Below are 17,836 nucleotides of genomic sequence, written 5' to 3'. Positions count from 1 at the left end.
CCATGTGAATGGTACGAAGCCAGGAGAGCAACGATGAAGATCGGAGACAAGCTGCGCGAATTGCGCCACCGGCGCAAGCTCAGCGTCAGGGAGGTCGCCCTGCGCTCGGGCGTGTCGCATTCCTCGGTCTCGCTGATCGAGCGGGACCTGATCAGTCCTTCGCTCGACACGCTGCGCGCGGTGCTCGACGCGCTCGGCACCACGCTGCCGGGCTTCTTCATCGACCTCAAATCCGCGCTGCCGCAGAGCCCCTTCTACCGGGCTGGTGACCTGACCGAGATCGGGCAGCCGGATGCGATCTCCCATCGCGTCATCGGCCTCGATTATCCCAACAAGTCCATGCTGCTGCTGCACGAGACCTACGCGCCCGGTGCCGATTCAGGCGAAGCCTATGCCCATTCGGCGCAGGAAGGCGGCATGGTGCTGAGCGGCGCCATCGAGATCACCGTCGACGGCAAGGTCGAGGTGCTCCACCCCGGTGACGGCTACTACTTCGACAGCCGCCTGCCGCACCGTTTCCGCAACATCGCGGACGGACGCAGCGAGATCGTCAGCGCGATCACGCCGCCGACCTATTAGGGCCCACCCTTTTCAAGATGTTTCGGGCAGGCCGGGAAGGGTTGATGGAGTAGTGCATAAATACGTAGGACAATGCTGCCCCTCACCTTACCTCTCCCCGTAAGAACGGGGCGAAGGGGCTTTGACGTCGAGTTATAGGCAGGAAGCTTTTCATCTCGCGCGACGGTTGGGCGAGATGAAAACTCGAGAATCAAGCGCAACGCTTGTGCCTCCTCGCCCCGTTCTTACGGGGAGAGGTAAGGTGAGGGGCAGCGCGACGTCGACGACAGGTGCTTTGGTCGATTTACCGACCATTGCGCTGGCTCTCCCGCCACCCAGGGGTTGCGTTGCCGCCTGAGGGATGGGAGAGGGAGGGGCCATGGCGCTTCAGCAGACATCGACCGTTCTCTCCACGCCGGCTCCGCCTGTTTTCAAGGCGCGTGCCGAGGCCATCATCCGTGATCATTACGGCCTCGACGTCGAGGCCTTCCCGCTGATCGGGGAGCGCGACAGCAATTTCCGCCTTCATGCGGGCGACGGGAGCGAATTTCTCCTCAAGATCGTCAATCCGGCCGAAGACGTGTCGGTGACCGATTTCCAGACGGAGGCTCTGCTGCACATCGCGCGAGGCGGCGCCGACCTGCCGGTACCGCGGGTGGTGCGCACGCAAGCGGGCGAAGCCTATTTCTGGCTGCGCGAACCGGACCAGCAGCCGCGCCTGGTGCGCGTGCTGACCTATCTACCCGGCACGCCGCTGGCCAAGCTCGAACGCGGCCCCACGCTTCGCCGCAATCTCGGTGCGGGCCTGGCCCGGCTCGATCGTGCCCTCGATGGCTTCGAGCATGCCGGCAGTCCGACCGATCTGTTGTGGGACCTCACCCACGCCCCCAGCCTGCGGCCGCTGGTCGTGCATATCGAGGATGAGGATCGCCGTGGCCTCGTCATCGCCGTGCTGGATCGGCTGGAGACCCATACATTGCCCCTGACCGCTGGGCTCCGCACCCAGGTGATCCACAACGACTTCAACCCTTCCAATATCCTGGTCGGGCCGGGGAGTGACGGTGCGTTGGACCAACTCGCCGGCATCATCGATTTCGGCGACATGGTGCGGGCCCCGCTGATCAACGAGGTGGGCGTGTCGGCCTCCTATCACATCGGAGAGGGCGCAGGGTTCCTGGAGCCGGTCAAGGAGTTCGTCGCCGGCTACAACCGCGTCCTGCCCCTCGCGGACGAGGAGATCACCTGCCTGTTCGACCTCATCCAGGGACGCATGACGTTGACGGCCATCATTACGGCGTGGCGCTGCACGCTAGAGCCCGAGAACCGCGACTACATCCTGCGCAATGCCGGCCGGGCCTGGGCGGGATTGGCGGCTGCGCGCTCGCTCTCGCCAGCCCAGGCGGCGGACGAATTCCACCTTTATTTGAGCAAGGATCGCCTCCCATGACGATGGTCAATGCCTTCGATCCCAGCAACACGGCCGGCTTCGCCGCCGAGGAGGCAGCCCTGATCGAGCGTCGGCGGCGCGTGCTCGGCCCGGCCTATCGGCTGTTCTATGCCCATCCGGTGCATGTGGTCAGGGGCGAGGGGGTCTGGCTCTACGGGCCAGATGACACCGCCTATCTCGACGCCTACAACAATGTCGCCAGCGTCGGCCATTGCCACCCGCATGTGGTGGCGGCGCTGGCGCGCCAGGCCGGGGTGCTCAACACCCATACGCGCTACGTCACCGACGGCATCCTCGATTATGCCGAGCGGCTGGTCGCGACCATGCCGGCCGAGATCGCCAACATCATGTTCACCTGCACCGGCAGCGAGGCCAACGACCTGGCCCTGCGCGTCGCCAAGGCCGTGACCGGCGGCACGGGCGTCATCGTCACCGAGAACGCCTATCATGGCGTGACCGACGTGCTCGCCCACATGTCGCCCTCGCTGGGCGCGGGGGCCCCGATCGCCGAGACGGTGCGGGTGGTGCCCGCACCCACCTCCGCCGACACGAGCGGCGAAGCCTTTGCGCAAGGCGTGAAGGCGGCGATCGCCGACATGGGGGCGAACGGCATCCGCCCTTCGGCGCTGCTGGTCGACACCATCTTCTCCAGCGATGGCGTTTTCGCCGACCCGCCGGGCTTCCTGCGCCCGGCGGTGGAGGCCATCCGTGCCGCCGGCGGCCTGTTCATCGCCGACGAGGTCCAGCCCGGCTTCGGCCGCACCGGCGCCGGCATGTGGGGCTTTGCCCGGCATGGCCTGGTTCCCGATCTCGTCACCATGGGCAAGCCGATGGGCGATGGCCATCCGATGGCCGCCATGGCCGCGAGGCCCGAGCATCTGGAGGCTTTTGGGCGCGAGGTGCGCTATTTCAACACCTTCGGCGGCAATCCGGTCTCCTGCGCTGTGGGCATGGCCGTGCTCGACGTCATCGAGGACGAAGGCTTGATCGCCAATGCTCGCGATGTCGGTGCGGCGCTCAAGGGTGGCCTGGAGGATCTCGGCAGGCACGATGGCCGTATCGGCGAGGTGCGTGGTGCCGGCCTGTTCATCGGCGCCGACATCGTCGATGCCAAGGGCGCTCCCGATGCCGCCGCGGCCGCCGCCATCGTCAATGGCCTGCGCGAGCGCCAGGTGCTGATCTCGGCCACCGGCCGGCAGGGGCACAGCCTGAAGATCCGCCCGCCCATGGTGTTCTCGCATGAGAATGCGGCCCTGCTGATCGAGCGATTGAAGGCGACGCTGGCGGACCTGTAGGGACCCAGCAAGATATGGCCCCTTCTCCCCTTGCGGGTGTCGTCAACTCTCTTGAGTTGACTAGAGTCCCGGCAGGGGGATGAGGGGAGAGACACCTCCCTGCATAGTATTCTGCAACATCCCTCATCCGGCTGCCGCCACCTTCTCCCGCAAGGGGAGAAGGGGCTTGTTTCTGCCAGTGTGGCGTACGGGCCAGGGTCTATGGAAGGCCCGGCCTTGACATCGAAGCCGCGAGAGAAGCCCCTGTTGCCCAGAGCTACCCGTGCGTTCGCGCACGGTCCCTTCCCGGCGCCCCTGGTCCAATACCCTGTCGCGAGCCGGCGGGGTGGGAGGCCGTAGAAAAATCTTTTCTCAACCCGCCAAGGAAATCGCCTCGTCCTGCGTCTGATGGAACGGTCAACAACTGGCCGGGAGATTGGAATGCGATCATATCATCTTGACGGGGCCGGCTCGTCCGGTGCCGGCGGCGAGGGAGAGTGCCATGACGGCCCTGGCAGCAAGCTTTGATGCAAGGAACCTTGGCCTCTCGCCGCCAAGGCCGCAGGCGTGGCCGCCGCGGCTGGCCTGGCTCTGGCTGCCGACATTGGCATCGGAGCCACCCGAAAGCCTGGGTGCGGTGCGTACGAGCGAGGGCACGGCGGATGGCGCCGATGACGGCGACGCCGGTCTGGTCGCCCGGGCCTGCAGGGGCGACAGCCGTGCCTTCGAGAAACTGATCCGGCGCCACCACGCCATGATCCATCGGGTGGCCTGGCGCCAGACGGGCTTCAGCGAGGAAGCCGAGGACATCGTGCAGACCGTGCTGATGCAATTGGTGGAAAAGCTGGCGAGCTATCGCGGCCAGGCGCGCTTCACCACCTGGCTGATCGGCATCACCATCAATGCCTGCCACGATCATCGCCGGCGCAAATCGAGCTTCGGACGCATGAGGCAAGCGCTGTCGAGCTTCGTGTCCGTTGGCGGAGCGGCGAGCGATGACGGCGATCTCGTCCGGCAAAGCTGGCTGAAAAGCACGCTGGCCGGCCTGTCACCGGAACTGCGTGCCACTGTGGTGCTGGTGGCGGGGGAAGGGCTCAGCCATCGCGAAGCCGCCGCCGAGCTCGGCATATCCGAAAATACCGTGTCCTGGCGCATGCACCAAGTGCGCAAGCAGCTTGCTGAAGCAGCCGGACACGAAGCGGCGGCCACGGGCCGCAAGGAGATCCGCGATGAGCGTTGATCACGAAGATCGCAAGATCGAACTGCCCGATGCCATCGCCTCCGAGACGGCGCGCGAGAAGGCGATATCGCAGGCCATGGTGGCCTTCGAGGCCAGCCGGCCCAGGCAGGGCGCCGCGCCAAAGTGGTGGCAGGGCCTCGGCCTGGCGTGGGTTGGCGCACGCCCCAGCTTGCGCATGGCGTTGGTGACGGGAGCGGCTCTGCTCGTGATGGTGCCGATCGGCACGTATATGCTGAAGCGGCAGGAGGCACTGCTGCGTCAGGGCGGCACCGACATCGAGGCAATCACCCAGGTCCAGGTCGAAAGACTGCGTAGGCCGGACGACAACCAGAACGTGGCTCAGCAGGCACCGGCAACACCGACTGAATCGGCGCAGGACAAGACTGTGCTGGCCAGGCCCGTGGCGGCGCCGCCGCCCAGTCCCAGCGCTGCGCGCGACACACGGATGATGCCGGGGATGATCGGTGGCTATTCGGCAGAAAACCGCTATGAGGCTTCCGACACTTTCGGCCCCAGGGCCTCGCAGGAAATCGGCCGCGACAAATTCTCCAACGCGCCGCAGAACGCCTTCAAGGCTGTGTCTCAGGATCCGGTCTCGACCTTCTCGCTGGACGTCGACACCGCGTCCTATTCCTATGTACGGGCTGCGCTCAACCAGAACCTGCTGCCCCGGCCCGAAGCGGTGCGCGTCGAGGAGATGATCAATTATTTCCCCTATGACTATGCCGCCCCTGCCAGTGCCGAGGAGCCGTTCTCGACGGCCGCCACGATGATGCCCAATCCCTGGCAGCCAGGGCACAAGCTCCTGCGCATCGGCATCAAGGGCTACAGCCTCCAGGCCCAAGAACGGCCGGCTGCCAATCTTGTCTTCCTGATCGATACCTCCGGCTCGATGAACGAAGCGAGCAAGCTGCCTTTGCTGGTCAAGTCGCTCGGCATGCTGGTCGATACGCTGCGGCCGGAGGACAAGGTCTCGATCGTCACCTATGCCGGTTCGGCCGGCGTGGTGCTGCCGCCGACCAAGGCGTCCGACAAGGCCTCCATCCTCGCTGCCCTCGACAGGCTGCAGGCCGGCGGCTCGACGGCCGGCGGGGAGGGGATTCGCCTCGCTTATCAGCAGGCCGAGGCGAATTTCGACCCCAAGGCGGTCAACCGCGTGCTGCTCGCCACCGATGGCGATTTCAATGTCGGCATCACCGATCCCGGCGAACTGCGCGGCTTCGTCGAGCGCGAGCGCGGCAAGGGTATCTTCCTGTCCGTGCTCGGCTTCGGCATGGGCAATCTCAACGACCAGATGATGCAGGAACTGGCGCAGAACGGGAACGGCGTCGCCGCCTATATCGACACGCTGAACGAGGCCCGCAAGGTGCTGGTCGAGGAGGCGACGTCGAGCCTGTTTCCCATCGCCAAGGATGTGAAGATCCAGGTCGAGTTCAATCCGACGGCGGTGAGCGATTATCGCCTGATCGGCTACGAGACCCGCATGCTCAAGACCGAGGAGTTCAACAACGACAAGGTCGATGCCGGCGATGTCGGCTCGGGGGCGGGCGTGACGGCGATCTACGATGTCGTGCCGGCCGGTGCGACGCGCCCGGTCGACGGCAGCCGTTATCAGGCAGCCCAGCCGGTCCTGCCGTCGGACAAGGCCGACGAATATGCCTTCGTGAAGATCCGCTACAAGCTGCCGAAATCCGAGACGAGCCGGTTGATCACCACCCCGGTGACGCATGCCGGAGAAGCCGTCACGCTGGCGCAGGCATCCAGCGATGCGCGCTTTGCCGTGGCCGTGGCGGGTTTCGGCGAATGGCTGCGTGGCGGCAAATATGCCGGCACGCTCAAGCCCGACGACATCATCGCGCTCGCAGCCGGTGCCAAGGGCGACGACCCCTATGGCTATCGCGCCGAGTTCGTCAATCTGGTGCGGGCGGCCAAGACGGCGAAGGGCTTGCCGCAGCAGCCGTAATGTGGTCACCGCCCATCAAGATAAAATACCTTCTCCCCTTGCGGGAGAAGGTGGCGGCAGCCGGATGAGGGGTGGACGCGCCATACTCGGTATGCGCAGCAAAACCCCTCATCCCCCTACCGGGACCTTCTCCCGCAAGGGGAGAAGGGATCCGATTTTGCGCGCTTTCCGCAAAAGAAAAAGCCGCCCGGCCTTTCGGCGGGCGGCTTTTCAAGATGTTGTGCCAGTCCTGCTCAGTTGAGCTTGGCGCGCACTTCGTTGAGGGCAGCCGACATCAGATTGCCGGCGCTGGCAGCGGGCTGGTCGGCAAGGATCGTGGTGGCAGCCTTGACGGCGGCATCCGCGGCGGCAGCCTTGACCTCGGCAACGGCCGACGACTCGGCTTGCGCGATCTTCTGATCGGCCAGCTTGGTGCGGCGGGCGACGAAGTCTTCGATCTTGGCGATCTGCTCGGCCTTGAAACGCTCGGCCTCGGCCTTGGCAGCTTCGATCATCGCAGCAGCTTCGGCTTCCGCTTCCTTCTGCTTCTTCTGATAGTCGGCCAGCAGCTTCTGGGCTTCCTCGCGCAGGGAGCGGGCCTGCTCGAGTTCGGCACGCACGGCGTTGCCGCGGGCGTCGAGGCCCTTGCCGATCTGCCCGAAGGCACCGAGCTTCCAGGCGATGGCCAGGAAGATCAGCGTGGCGATGAGGATGTAGAACTCCGGCCCGGCAGGGTTGAAGAGTTCGTGGATCATCTCGGCGAAATATTCGATCACGCCCGCCTCCTTACTTGGCCATGGCGGCGTCGACGGCGGACTGAACCGTCTGCGGCTCGGGCGCCTTGCCGAGCAGTTGCTCGACGATGGCGTTGGTGGCGTCGACGGCGATGCCGTTGACGTTGCCGAGCGCAGCCTGCTTGGTCGCCAGGATCTTGGCCTCCGCTGCCGCCAGCTTGGCCGAGAGATCGGCTTCGAGCGACTTGCGGGTGGTATCCGTTTCGGCGGTCACGGCAGCACGTGTTTCGGCTGCAATGCTCTGCGCCTTGGCGCGGGCCTTGATCAGCGCGGTCTGATAAGAGGCCACGGCCTCGTCACTGTCCGCCTTGGCCTTCTGCGCAGCCGCAAGGTCCGCCGCGATCTTAGCCGACCGCTCGGAGAGGATGCCGGCGATGCGCGGCAGCGCGATCTTCGACATCAGGATGTAGAGAAGCCCGAAAGCGATGACCAGCCACACGAGCTGTGAGGCAAAGGACGAGCTGTCGAAGGGCGGGAATGCGCCCTTGGCCCCATGTGCATCGCCGGGAACCTCGGTTCCTGCGTGACTTTCAGCCATGAAACACCTTCAACGGATGTGCACTCACGTCTTTGCAGGCCAAGCTACAAACAGATGGAGCCACAAACAGGGGATTGCTGCATTCCAGCCAATCAAACGATGAACGGCCTCGCGATTTCTGATCGCGAAAGCCGTCCCGTTCGGCGTGGCTGGCGCGGATCAGACTGCGAAGAGGAGCAGCAGAGCGACGAGCAGCGAGAAGATGCCGAGAGCTTCGGTCAGAGCGAAGCCGAGGAGCAGCGTGCCGCGCTGGCCGTCGGCAGCCGACGGGTTGCGCAGGGCGCCCGAGAGGAACTGGCCGAACAGGTTGCCGAGGCCGATACCAGCGCCGGCCATGCCGATGCAAGCGAGACCAGCGCCGATATACTTAGCTGCGACGGGATCCATGGAGAACTCCTGTTGGTGTAGGTTTTGTTGGATTTAGACGGGATCAATGGCCGGGGTGAAGGGCGTCATTGAGGTAGATGCAGGTCAGCGTGGCGAAGACATAGGCTTGCAGCACGGCAACCAGCACTTCGAGCGCCACCAGGGCGATCACGAGAAGCAGGGGCAGGGGCGATAGGATCGCCGTCGCCACGCCGGCACTGGCGAGCATGACGATGAAACCGGCGAAGATCTTGAGCGCGATATGGCCGGCCAGCATGTTGGCGAAGAGACGGACGGAGAGGCTGATCGGGCGCGAGACGAAGGAGATGATCTCGATCGCCACCAACAGCGGCAGCAGCACGGCCGGTACGCCGGAGGGCACGAACAGCTTCAGGAAATGGGCGCCGTTCTTGTAGAAACCGTAGAGGATCACCGTTGATATCACCAGAGCCGCCAGCGCAAAGGTGACGATGATGTGGCTGGTGACGGTGAAGAAGCCGGGAATCAGGCCGAGCACGTTGCAGAACAGCACGAACATGAACAGCGAGAACACCAACGGCATGAAGCGCATGCCCTCGTTCCCGGCTGAGGAACGCACGGTGCCGGCCACGAATTCGTAGAAGGTCTCGGCGAGGGACTGCCAACGGCCCGGCACGGTGGCGCGGGAAGAAGTCGTCGCGATCATCACCAGCGCGATGAGGATCACCGCCAGGAACATGAAGAGAGCCGAATTGGTGAACGCGATGCTGCCGATATGGAAGAGCGGCTTGATCTCGAACTGCGTAATCGGACTATGCATCGCCAGCGAGGCCCTGTCTTCTAGTGTGGCGCGAAGCGCCGGTTCATTCCTGTTTGTCGGGCGTTTTGCCCAACATATTCGAGGCGCGCAACAAGTTCCGGACACCTGCCGCAAAGCCCAGCATCAAAAAGATGATGAGCCCCCACGGCGAAGTACCGGCAAACCGGTCCACGACCCATCCAAGCAGACCACCGGCGACGATGCCACCGACGAACTCGGACGAGAGGCGCATGGCCTTGCCGATCGCAGAAGGATCGCCCTCCTGCTTGCGCACCTTGGCCGCTTCGGCTGCTTCCCCGGCCTTGATGGAACCGAGGCGCTCGTCGAGACGGCGCAAGCGTTCGTTTAATTCACGATCGCGGGATTCGTCTTTGCCGGATTTGCCGGCCTGGTCCGCTTCGTCGCTCGCCATTGCGGCAACATGCTCCCTGGCCGGCCAAAACAGAGCCGGACGCCCCCCTTGAAAACGGCGGGACCATACCCACGCCCCCTTGCGGTGTCAAGGCGAGGCGAAATTATGCCAAGTCTTTGAGAACAAATAAAAAATGGGGAGAATGGCATCGGCTGCCGGCTTTTCTTCACGGGACAAGCCATGGTTGCGACGTCACATTTGGCCATGTCGGCCTGCGCAAGCCCGCCTTGAAGCCGCCGCGACGCCGCCACAGATGGGCGGCGGGGCGGAAATCGGCACGAGAATCAGACCCTCATGCCACCTCCAGGCGTTCCGGCGCAACGTGATCCACGAGGCCCCAGGCCTGGGCTTCGTCCGCCGACATGAAATTGTCGCGGTCCATGGCCGCCTCGACCTCCGCGACGGTGCGGCCGCAATGCTGGGCATACAGGCCGTTGAGGCGGGCTCTCGACTTGATGATGTTGTTGGCGTGGATGAGCATGTCGCTGGCCTGGCCCTGATAGCCGCCGGAGGGCTGGTGCACCATGATCGAGGCGTTGGGCAGGGCGAAGCGGCGGCCGGCCGTGCCGGCCATCAGGATGAAGGAGCCGAGGGAGAAGGCCGATCCCATGCACAATGTCGAGACCGGGCTCTTGATGAACTGCATGGTGTCATAGATGGCAAAGCCTGAAGTCACCGATCCGCCCGGGGAATTGATGTAGAGCGAGATCTCCTTCCTGGAGTTTTCCGCCTCCAGGAACAGGAGCTGGGCGCAGACCAGGGCGGAGACGCCGTCATCGACGGGGCCGTTGATGAAGATGATGCGCTCGCGCAAGAGGCGGGAGAAGATGTCGAAGGCGCGTTCGCCGCGGGTGGACTGCTCCACCACCATGGGGACGAGAGAATTCATCACGGGTTCCTCAAGCCGCCTTTAACAGCATGGTCGGCTGGTTGAGATTGGCGGCGACGGGCCGCAGGACGAAGCTGCCCTGGGTAATGCGCAGCAGCGTGGAACCCTCACCATGCGGCGCGAGCTCGAAGGTGACGACGCTGTCGAGGATGCGCTCCTGCATCTTTTCGCTCCAGGCATAGCGCAGCATTTGCTGGGCCTCGGCGGCGAGCAGACGGCAATCGACCAGTTCCGGCTCGCTGGAATCCCGCCGTGGCGAATGGGCGGCATCGGTGCCGTTCTCGGCCGGCCTCAGCCAGGCGGCGACATAGTCGGGAATGGTGAGAGCACGCCAGACCTTGGCAGGCGGGGCTTCCAGCACGCTCTCGAAGTGGAGGTCGTCCGGCGCCGCCTTGTCTTCCATACTCTTGGTCGTCGCGTTGCGCAGGATCGTCATTGGTCCATCTCCTTCAGCACGGCCTTGAGTCTGTCGATGCGCCCGGGCCAGAAGCTGGCATAGCGGTCGACCCATTCGGCCAGAGGGGCGAGGGCCTGGGAGGCAGCACGGTAATGCACCATGCGCCCCTCGCGCCGCTCGGCCACCAGGCCAGCCTCGCGCAGCACGGCCAGGTGCTGCGAGATTGCCGGCTGGGAAATATCGAAGCCGGCCTTGATCTGTGAAACACTCATCTCGCCGTCGGCGAGCCGCTCGAACACGGCACGGCGGGTGGGATCGGCGAGGGCGCGGAAGAGGTTCGTCTGCATCATGCAAAACACATAAGCATTTACTTATGGATTCGGCAAGGGAAGATCGTGGTGCAGATCACCAGACGCCGGATCATCATGTTATTTTCTGGAATTGCCTGCTCTTGGAAACGCGATGCCGTGGGCCGAGAAGCAGGCGGGGATGCCTGCGATCCCAGGGACTACACTGCTTCCAAAAACTTCTCGGCTTCGCTCAGATTGACCGAAACGAGCTGGCTGACGCCGCGCTCGGCCATGGTGACGCCGAACAGGCGATTCTGGCGCGACATGGTGATCGGGTTGTGAGTGATGGTGACGAAACGCGTCTCGGTCTCGCGAATCATCGCATCGAGGAGATCGCAGAAGCGCTCCACATTGGCGTCATCGAGCGGCGCGTCGACTTCGTCGAGCACGCAGATCGGCGCCGGATTGGTGAGGAACACCGCAAAGATCAGTGCCATCGCCGTGAGGGCCTGCTCGCCGCCCGAGAGCAGGGACAGGGTCTGCGGCTTCTTGCCCGGCGGGCGGGCCAGCATTTCCAGGCCGGCTTCCAACGGATCGTCCGACTCGGTGAGCTGCAGTTCCGCCGTGCCGCCGCCGAACAGGGTCTGGAACAGGCGCTGGAAGTGACCGTTGACCACGTCGAAGGCGGCGAGCAGCCTCTCGCGCCCTTCGCGGTTGAGGCCGGCGATCGCCTGGCGCAGGCGCTTGATCGCCTCGACCAGATCGTCCCGCTCGCTGACGAGGCCGTCGAGCTGGGTCTGCACGTCCTTCTGCTCGTCCTCGGCCCTGAGATTGACCGCGCCGAGGCGCTCACGCTCGCGCTTGGCATCCTCCAAAGTGCGCTCGACCGCACGCCGGTCGGGAATGGGTGCGTCGGCTGCGAGATTGGCGAGCTTCAGGAGGCCCGTCGGAGCAACGTTCAGCGCTTCCTCGATCTCGGCCACGATCTGGGACCGGCGCGCGCGCAGGGCGTCCAGCTTCTCCTCCGAGCGCACCTGCTCCTCGCGGGCCTGGCTCAAGGCAACCAGCGCTTCGCGGCCCTGGCGATCGGTCTGGGCCAGGCGGGTCTCGGCCTCGGCCAGGCGATCGGCGGCAATCTTGCGTGCCTCTTCCGCGGCTTCGGTCTCCGCGATCAGGCCCCGCCGCCGTGCCGCGAAGACGACCGGTGCGTCGTCAAACTCCGCCCGTTCGATTTCCAGCTCCGTCAGGCGGCTGGTCAGCGTCTCGATCTGGGCCGCGCCATTCTCCTGGCGGTCTTTCCAAGACTGGCTTTCCTGGCCGATAGCGGCAAGGCGCCTTGCGCGCAATTCGTCCTCGCGCGCCAGCGTTTGGGCCTGGGCGCGTGTCTCGGCGACCTCGGCACGGCCTTCCGCCACGGCCTGGCGCAATTCCTGCAAGCGGGCATTGAGGGCGCTGCCGTCGGGCAGCGCCGACAAAGTCCGTCTTGTCTGCTCGCAGGCCTCGCGCGCTTCGGCAAGGTCGCTGCCGAGGCGGCTGCCGGCCTCGTCCAGAGCCGAGAGCCGGCTGGCGAGTTGAGCAGCCTGACGCTCGGCCGCGACGGCGCGCTCACGCAGCTGGTCGGCTTCGTGGCTGAGATTGCGCCATGCGTCGCGCGTGGTGCGCTCGCGCTCGGCGGCCTGCCGCGAGGCGGCCTGCGCCATCTCGGCTTCGCGGCGGCGGGGCGCGACGGCATCCCGGGCCTCCTGGGCCTGCTCTTCCAGTTCGGCCAGACGGTTGCGCTCGGCCAGGCGTCGGGCGGCGGGAGAGGGGGCTTCCGCCGCGGCCACGAAGCCATCCCAGCGCCATAGATCGCCCTCGCGGCTCACCAGCCTCTGCCCTGGGGCGAGCAGGGCCTTGAGGCGGGGACCGTCGGCCCTGTCGACGATGCCGATCTGGGCCAGGCGGCGCGCCAGGCCGTCGGGGCCCTGGACGAAGCTCGCCAGCGCCTCGGTACCGGCGGGCAAGGGCGGATCGCCGTCGGCGACGGCGGCACCCGACCAATGGGCCGGTGCGTCGAGATCGGTGGGGGCGTCGATATCCTCGCCGAGTGCGGCGCCGAGCGCGATCTCATAGCCCTTGGCAACCTGGAGGGCGTCGGCGATCGGGGGGTATTTCGCGCCGGCCGGCGTCAGCACCAGCTTGGCCAGGGTCCGTGCCTCGGTTTCCAGGCGGTTGGCCGTGCGTTCGGCTTCCTGGAGAGGCCCGCGTGTTGCGGCTTCGGCGTCCCGCGCCTCGGTATGGGCAGCCTCGGCTTCCATGGCGGCCTGCTCGGCCTGGCTGCGCCGCTCCTGCAGCTCGGCCAGCTGTTGCTGGAGCTGCCCGGCGATGGCGGCGGCATTGGAGCCGGTGCGAAGGGCTTCGCCCTCACGCTGGATCTCGGCGAGCTGGCGTTCCAGACGGACCATACGCTCCCTGGCCTCGCGCTCGCTGCGTTCGGCCTGGACGCGCGAGGCCTGGAGTTCGGCCAGGGCGCTCTGGGCCTCGCCCATCGCCCTTTCCTCGCCGGCCAAGGCGGCTTCGGCGTCCCGCAACAGGCCGGCGGCCTCGGAGGCCCGTTCCTTGCTGCCATCCTGCTCGGCCCTCAGGGCGGACTCCTCGGCCGTCAGACGCTGCAGCATGGTGCCGGCATCCGATATCATCGACTTCTCGCGCGTGATGTCGGCGCCGGCCTGGCGGATACGGTGGTCGAGCTCGATGCGCCGCTCGCCGGCCCGCCGCTCCTCCTGGTCCAGCTGCTCGCGCGCCAGCACCAGGCGATGCAGGGCGGTGCCGGCAGCATGTTCGGCCTCACGCAAAGGCGGCATCTCATGGGCGGCGATGGCGGCGAGGCGGGCGGTCTCGGCCTGTGCGCGCGTGCGCTCGGCCACGGTGCGGGTATCGAGGTCGAGGCGTTTCTCAGCCTCGATCACCAGCCGCCCCGCTTCCTCGAAGGCGATGTGGAAGATGAGGGCTTCGGCCTGCCGGATCTCGTTGGAGAGGCCGCGATAGCGAAAAGCCTGGCGGGACTGGCGCTTGAGGCTGTCGAGCTGGGTTTCGATCTGGGTCAGCACGTCCTCGAGCCGTTCCAGATTGCTTTCTGCCGCCTTCAATCGCAGCTCCGCCTCATGGCGGCGCGTATGCAGGCCGGAGATGCCGGCCGCCTCCTCGAGGATGCGGCGGCGCGATTGCGGCTTGGCGGCGATGAGTTCGGCAATCTGTCCCTGGCGCACCATGGCGGGCGAGCGCGCGCCGGTGGAGGCGTCGGCGAAGATGAGCTGCACGTCTCGGGCGCGCACTTCGCGGCCGTTGATGCGGTAATTGGAGCCGCGATCACGCTCGATGCGGCGGGAGATTTCCAGGATATCGGCGTCGTTGAAGGCAGCCGGGGCGGTGCGGTCCTTGTTCTCGACCGTCAGCATCACCTCGGCCATGTTGCGGGGCGGCCGGTTCCCCGAGCCGCCGAAGATGACATCGTCCATCTCGGCGGCACGCAGGTTCTTGTGGCTGCTCTCGCCCATCACCCAGCGCAGGGCTTCGACCAGGTTCGACTTGCCGCAGCCGTTCGGCCCGACCACGCCGGTCAAACCGGGTTCGATCAGGAAATCCGTCGGTTCGACGAAGGACTTGAAGCCGAGAAGCCTGAGCTTGGTTAGTTTCATCCATCACCCCGCAGTCCGGCGGGGCCGGGACTGCTTTCAGGATTTGAGGAACGGATCGACGACCTGGGAGAACTCGTCGATCGTGATCTCGCCGCCCTTCCTGATACCGTTGATGAAGAAGGTCGGCGTGCCATCGATACCGAAAGCCGAAGAACCACGCTCCTTCACGGCATTTACGCCAGCATAGAGCGTCTGGTCTTTCAAGCAGGCCTGGAACTGTTCCTGTGTAAAACCGGACTGCTTGGCGATGCCGAACAGGGCCGGAAGCACCTGCTTGGCGTCGTTGACGAACGCCCAGCTCTCCTGCTGCGAGAACAGCACGTCGAGCATGGTGTAATATTTCTCAGGCGGTGCGTCCTTGGCAATGCAGCGTGCCAGCATGAAGGCGGCCGTGGCACGCGGATCGAGCGGGAATTCGCGCATCGTCCACAGCACCTTGCCGGTATCGATGTATTTTTGCTTGATGGCCGGGAACACGTCCTTGGCAAAGCGCGCGCAATGGGGGCAGGTCATCGAGGCATATTCATAGACCTTGACCGGCGCATCCGGCTTGCCGAGCGCGATATCGGGGATGGGGCCGGGCACGGCCAGTTCGAGCAGGCTGACCTTGTCGTCGGCCGCGAGGGCGGGCAGGGCCGCAAGCGCCGGACTCGCCGCAAGGGCTGCGATCAGGGTACGGCGGGAAAGCATCGGGCTCATCGGCGACTCATGTCCTTTGTCATTGCGCGCGTCGGCGCACTCTATGTGTGCGGTACTTGAGCCTTGCAATTATGGCAACAGGCAGACCGACCACCTTCACGTAGGTGTGACCGGCTTGACTGTAGCCGGCTTGGTGCGGCGGGGCGAACCGCGAACCTGCCGCCCCAGCCGTTCCAGCGCCTCGCGCAGGCCAGGGTTCTCGATGCCGCTGAGATCGTCGGCCAATTGGCGCGAGGCCTCGGGGGGCAGGTCGGGAATCCCGGGCCTCTGCCTCGGTGCCGGATGGTCCACCGGCCCCTGCTTGAGGCGCAGCTTGCCGACGCAGCGCCAGCCGAAGACGGCATTGATGCGCTCGACGATCTGGCCGGCCGACATCTCGACCTCCAGCGCGAAGGCGCTCTCGACCCGCAGGATCAGGGTCGCGGCAGCAGGCGCCGCATCGGAGGCTTCGCCCTTGGGGCGAGGCGGCCACTGCATCTTCACAGGCAAGGAATGGGCCGAAAGGCGGGCGCCGACAATATCCGGCCAGTGCCCGATGATATCGGCCGTGGCGAAGCCGCGTGCCTTGAGGGCGTCGGCCAGGGCCGGGCCGACGAGATCGGCGAAGGGGCGAGCCGACCTTCGCTTGATGGACACCCGCTGTTGAGATGCCTGTTGTGAAGAGTTGGGCTTGTTGATCATGGCCGATCTGTGGAATGAGGGGCCATGCTTAATAGTGTCGCTCCCGAGGTCAAGTCCCCAGAAGGCCTGCACGCAGATGCCCTGCTCGCCTGGTATGACAGGCATCGCAGGAGGCTGCCCTGGCGGGCGCTGCCCGGCGAGAAGCCGGATCCCTACCGCGTCTGGCTCTCCGAGATTATGCTGCAGCAGACCACGGTGAAGACCGTCGGCCCCTATTTCCAGGCTTTTCTGACACGCTGGCCCACGGTCGACGCCATGGCCGAGAGCGATGAGGAGGATATCCTCAAGGCCTGGGCCGGGCTCGGCTATTATTCGCGAGCCCGCAACCTGCATGCCTGCGCCCGTTTCGTCAGTGCGAGGCTGGACGGTCGTTTTCCCGACACGGTCGAGGGCCTGAGGCAGCTGCCGGGGATCGGGGCCTATACGGCGGCGGCCGTGGCCGCGATCGCCTTCGACCGGCGCGCGGCCGTGGTCGACGGCAATGTTGAGCGGGTGGTGACCCGGCTCGAAGCGCTGGAGACGCCCCTGCCGCAGGCCAAGCCTCGGATCGCCGAAATCGTCGACGGCATGACGCCGGCCGACAGGCCCGGCGATTTCGCGCAAGGCATGATGGATCTCGGGGCGACGATCTGCACCCCGAAACGCCCGGCTTGCGGCCTGTGCCCCTATCTGCCCTTCTGCCGGGCACGCCGGGAAGGCACGCAGGAGACATTTCCGCGCAAGGCCCCCAAGGCCAGGCGTCCGTTGCGCAGGGGCGCGGCGTTCTGGATCGTCAGGCCGGACGGCTGGGTGTTGGTGCGCAAGCGCCCCGACAAGGGTCTGCTCGGCGGCATGACGGAGATTCCCTCCAGCGTGTGGAGCGAAGACTTCGATTCAGGCACTGCCGTCAACTACGCGCCGCTGAAGGCGAAATGGCGCAAGCTCCCGGGCGAGGTGAGCCATGGCTTCACTCATTTCGAGCTCGCCGTCAGCGTCTATGCCGCCGATGCCCTGCTGAGCACCAAGGCGCCCGCCGATTGCCGCTGGGTTCGCCTCGATGAGCTCGACGGCGAAGCCCTGCCCACCGTGATGCGCAAGATCGTGGCACTGGCGCGGGGGAGTTAAATACGCGCGAGCGGGATACCGTTCGCGCGTCTTCCTTGCTACGGGCGTTGGTCAATTCCGGTGCCCGTTACCGTTCTCGATCGCGGCGATCATCAGATCCACCGCCGAGCCGATGGGCGCGATGATGGGGATGTCGAATTGCGTGCGCAGATATTCTGCTGCCTCGCCCAGCGGCCCGCCGCCGATGATCACAGCTTCCGCGCCGTCCTCGATGCACTGCCTCACCGCGGCTGCCAGCTCGCAGCGCAGGCGTTCCGCATCATCGGCAAGCTTGACCGGATCGCCCGGCGTGCAGCGTATGCCCGTATAGAGGTGTTGAAGCCCCAGGCTTGCGGCACGCGCCGCTATGGCTTCGGCCAGATCCGGTGTGACGGTGGCGACGCCGAATTTGCGTCCGCCCTGCGAGGCGTCGATCATGGATGCCTCGCAGATGCCCATGACCGGCACCTGCAGGTTTTCCTTGAGGTGGACGACGCCGGGGTCGCCATAGGCACTGACGATGATGCCGATGCAGCCCGCATCCTGCGCCCGGCCGATCTCGATGACCTGGCTTGCCGAGGCGGTAAGCTGGGTTTCGTTGACGATCATCGAGGGGCTGCGGGTTGCCGTGGCGGCTTCCAGCCGAAGCCGCCCATCCGCTTTGCGGCGGGCAATGGCCAGCATCATCCCCGTGGTCGCTTCCGAGCTGTTGGGATTGATCAATAGGACATGAGGGGACGATGCTTGCAT

At 65.6% G+C, this 17,836-nt stretch carries 18 protein-coding genes; 6 read left to right on the top strand and 12 right to left on the bottom strand.

The features are described from left to right. Positions 1–33: 33 nt before the first annotated feature. From ACIGJE_RS22865 to ACIGJE_RS22845, 5 genes are all read left to right on the top strand, one after another. Positions 34–579, top strand: a complete 546-nt coding sequence (locus ACIGJE_RS22865; protein ID WP_311943128.1) for a cupin domain-containing protein — start codon at positions 34–36, stop codon at positions 577–579. Between the two features lie 358 nt (positions 580–937). Further along, positions 938–2,005, top strand: a complete 1,068-nt coding sequence (locus ACIGJE_RS22860) for a phosphotransferase (RefSeq protein ID WP_483678744.1) — start codon at positions 938–940, stop codon at positions 2,003–2,005. Continuing rightward, positions 2,002–3,300 carry an aspartate aminotransferase family protein gene (locus tag ACIGJE_RS22855; RefSeq protein ID WP_415080575.1) on the top strand — a complete coding sequence of 433 codons (1,299 nt, stop codon included), beginning with the start codon at positions 2,002–2,004 and terminating at the stop codon, positions 3,298–3,300. Before ACIGJE_RS22860 ends, ACIGJE_RS22855 begins: the two co-directional genes overlap by 4 nt. Positions 3,301–3,781: 481 nt before the next feature. Further along, entirely contained in the window at positions 3,782–4,519 is a 738-nt protein-coding gene (locus ACIGJE_RS22850) for an RNA polymerase sigma factor (RefSeq protein ID WP_483678742.1), read from the top strand. After that, positions 4,509–6,482, top strand: coding sequence for a vWA domain-containing protein (locus ACIGJE_RS22845; RefSeq protein WP_483678740.1), 1,974 nt, complete (start codon positions 4,509–4,511; stop codon positions 6,480–6,482). The genes ACIGJE_RS22850 and ACIGJE_RS22845 overlap by 11 nt, the downstream gene beginning before the upstream one ends. Positions 6,483–6,715: 233 nt before the next feature. On the opposite strand, the gene ACIGJE_RS22840 is transcribed toward ACIGJE_RS22845, so the two are convergent. The 11 genes from ACIGJE_RS22840 to ACIGJE_RS22790 form a co-directional block, all read right to left on the bottom strand. Beyond that, positions 6,716–7,216 (bottom strand): F0F1 ATP synthase subunit B family protein, encoded by a 501-nt coding sequence (locus ACIGJE_RS22840; protein WP_367626637.1) that lies wholly within the window; start codon positions 7,214–7,216, stop codon positions 6,716–6,718. Positions 7,217–7,247: 31 nt separating this feature from the next. Then, a complete protein-coding gene (locus ACIGJE_RS22835) occupies positions 7,248–7,793 on the bottom strand; it encodes a F0F1 ATP synthase subunit B (RefSeq protein ID WP_068291852.1) in 546 nt (181 codons plus the stop codon). 159 nt (positions 7,794–7,952) lie between these two features. Further along, positions 7,953–8,180 carry a F0F1 ATP synthase subunit C gene (locus tag ACIGJE_RS22830; RefSeq protein WP_068291855.1) on the bottom strand — a complete coding sequence of 76 codons (228 nt, stop codon included), beginning with the start codon at positions 8,178–8,180 and terminating at the stop codon, positions 7,953–7,955. A 43-nt stretch (positions 8,181–8,223) separates the two neighbouring features. After that, on the bottom strand, positions 8,224–8,958 hold the full coding sequence (locus tag ACIGJE_RS22825) for a F0F1 ATP synthase subunit A (protein ID WP_376717746.1): 735 nt from the start codon (positions 8,956–8,958) through the stop codon (positions 8,224–8,226). Between the two features lie 43 nt (positions 8,959–9,001). After that, complete coding sequence (locus ACIGJE_RS22820; protein WP_311942103.1) at positions 9,002–9,370, bottom strand: AtpZ/AtpI family protein; 369 nt, start codon at positions 9,368–9,370, stop codon at positions 9,002–9,004. Positions 9,371–9,662: 292 nt separating this feature from the next. Beyond that, a complete protein-coding gene (locus ACIGJE_RS22815) occupies positions 9,663–10,259 on the bottom strand; it encodes an ATP-dependent Clp protease proteolytic subunit (protein ID WP_311942106.1) in 597 nt (198 codons plus the stop codon). 10 nt (positions 10,260–10,269) lie between these two features. Next, on the bottom strand, positions 10,270–10,695 hold the full coding sequence (locus tag ACIGJE_RS22810) for an SRPBCC family protein (RefSeq protein WP_483678739.1): 426 nt from the start codon (positions 10,693–10,695) through the stop codon (positions 10,270–10,272). Further along, the gene (locus tag ACIGJE_RS22805; protein ID WP_483678738.1) at positions 10,692–11,006 is read right to left on the bottom strand and encodes an ArsR/SmtB family transcription factor; all 315 of its coding nucleotides are present in this window, start codon (positions 11,004–11,006) and stop codon (positions 10,692–10,694) included. The genes ACIGJE_RS22810 and ACIGJE_RS22805 overlap by 4 nt, the downstream gene beginning before the upstream one ends. A gap of 158 nt (positions 11,007–11,164) precedes the next feature. Then, positions 11,165–14,623, bottom strand: coding sequence for a chromosome segregation SMC family protein (locus ACIGJE_RS22800; protein ID WP_415080579.1), 3,459 nt, complete (start codon positions 14,621–14,623; stop codon positions 11,165–11,167). A gap of 36 nt (positions 14,624–14,659) precedes the next feature. Beyond that, entirely contained in the window at positions 14,660–15,322 is a 663-nt protein-coding gene (locus ACIGJE_RS22795; RefSeq protein WP_311942118.1) for a DsbA family protein, read from the bottom strand. Between the two features lie 96 nt (positions 15,323–15,418). Continuing rightward, on the bottom strand, positions 15,419–15,958 hold the full coding sequence (locus ACIGJE_RS22790) for a DUF721 domain-containing protein (RefSeq protein ID WP_415080580.1): 540 nt from the start codon (positions 15,956–15,958) through the stop codon (positions 15,419–15,421). A gap of 69 nt (positions 15,959–16,027) precedes the next feature. Between ACIGJE_RS22790 and mutY the strand changes: the two genes are divergently transcribed. Then, the gene (gene mutY / locus ACIGJE_RS22785; protein WP_367626621.1) at positions 16,028–17,107 is read left to right on the top strand and encodes an A/G-specific adenine glycosylase; all 1,080 of its coding nucleotides are present in this window, start codon (positions 16,028–16,030) and stop codon (positions 17,105–17,107) included. A 51-nt stretch (positions 17,108–17,158) separates the two neighbouring features. Here the strand turns inward: mutY and ACIGJE_RS22780 are convergent, their stop codons facing one another. After that, on the bottom strand, positions 17,159–17,836 hold the full coding sequence (locus ACIGJE_RS22780; RefSeq protein WP_367626620.1) for an aspartate/glutamate racemase family protein: 678 nt from the start codon (positions 17,834–17,836) through the stop codon (positions 17,159–17,161).

The sequence above is a fragment of the Labrys sp. E2SS-1L genome (genome assembly GCF_057073705.1).
Note: the sequence above shows the minus strand (reverse complement) of the source record. Positions and strands in the feature narration are given on the sequence as shown.

Bases quoted from the DNA above. Each gene is read 5' to 3' on its own strand.
- ACIGJE_RS22865 (WP_311943128.1), top strand. From the start codon at position 34: ATGAAGATCGGAGACAAGCTGCGCGAATTGCGCCACCGGCGCAAGCTC.
- ACIGJE_RS22860 (WP_483678744.1), top strand. From the start codon at position 938: ATGGCGCTTCAGCAGACATCGACCGTTCTCTCCACGCCGGCTCCGCCT.
- ACIGJE_RS22855 (WP_415080575.1), top strand. From the start codon at position 2,002: ATGACGATGGTCAATGCCTTCGATCCCAGCAACACGGCCGGCTTCGCC.
- ACIGJE_RS22850 (WP_483678742.1), top strand. From the start codon at position 3,782: ATGACGGCCCTGGCAGCAAGCTTTGATGCAAGGAACCTTGGCCTCTCG.
- ACIGJE_RS22845 (WP_483678740.1), top strand. From the start codon at position 4,509: ATGAGCGTTGATCACGAAGATCGCAAGATCGAACTGCCCGATGCCATC.
- ACIGJE_RS22840 (WP_367626637.1), bottom strand. From the start codon at position 7,216: ATGATCCACGAACTCTTCAACCCTGCCGGGCCGGAGTTCTACATCCTC.
- ACIGJE_RS22835 (WP_068291852.1), bottom strand. From the start codon at position 7,793: ATGGCTGAAAGTCACGCAGGAACCGAGGTTCCCGGCGATGCACATGGG.
- ACIGJE_RS22830 (WP_068291855.1), bottom strand. From the start codon at position 8,180: ATGGATCCCGTCGCAGCTAAGTATATCGGCGCTGGTCTCGCTTGCATC.
- ACIGJE_RS22825 (WP_376717746.1), bottom strand. From the start codon at position 8,958: ATGCATAGTCCGATTACGCAGTTCGAGATCAAGCCGCTCTTCCATATC.
- ACIGJE_RS22820 (WP_311942103.1), bottom strand. From the start codon at position 9,370: ATGGCGAGCGACGAAGCGGACCAGGCCGGCAAATCCGGCAAAGACGAA.
- ACIGJE_RS22815 (WP_311942106.1), bottom strand. From the start codon at position 10,259: ATGAATTCTCTCGTCCCCATGGTGGTGGAGCAGTCCACCCGCGGCGAA.
- ACIGJE_RS22810 (WP_483678739.1), bottom strand. From the start codon at position 10,695: ATGACGATCCTGCGCAACGCGACGACCAAGAGTATGGAAGACAAGGCG.
- ACIGJE_RS22805 (WP_483678738.1), bottom strand. From the start codon at position 11,006: ATGATGCAGACGAACCTCTTCCGCGCCCTCGCCGATCCCACCCGCCGT.
- ACIGJE_RS22800 (WP_415080579.1), bottom strand. From the start codon at position 14,623: ATGAAACTAACCAAGCTCAGGCTTCTCGGCTTCAAGTCCTTCGTCGAA.
- ACIGJE_RS22795 (WP_311942118.1), bottom strand. From the start codon at position 15,322: ATGAGCCCGATGCTTTCCCGCCGTACCCTGATCGCAGCCCTTGCGGCG.
- mutY (WP_367626621.1), top strand. From the start codon at position 16,028: ATGCTTAATAGTGTCGCTCCCGAGGTCAAGTCCCCAGAAGGCCTGCAC.
- ACIGJE_RS22780 (WP_367626620.1), bottom strand. From the start codon at position 17,836: ATGCAAGCATCGTCCCCTCATGTCCTATTGATCAATCCCAACAGCTCG.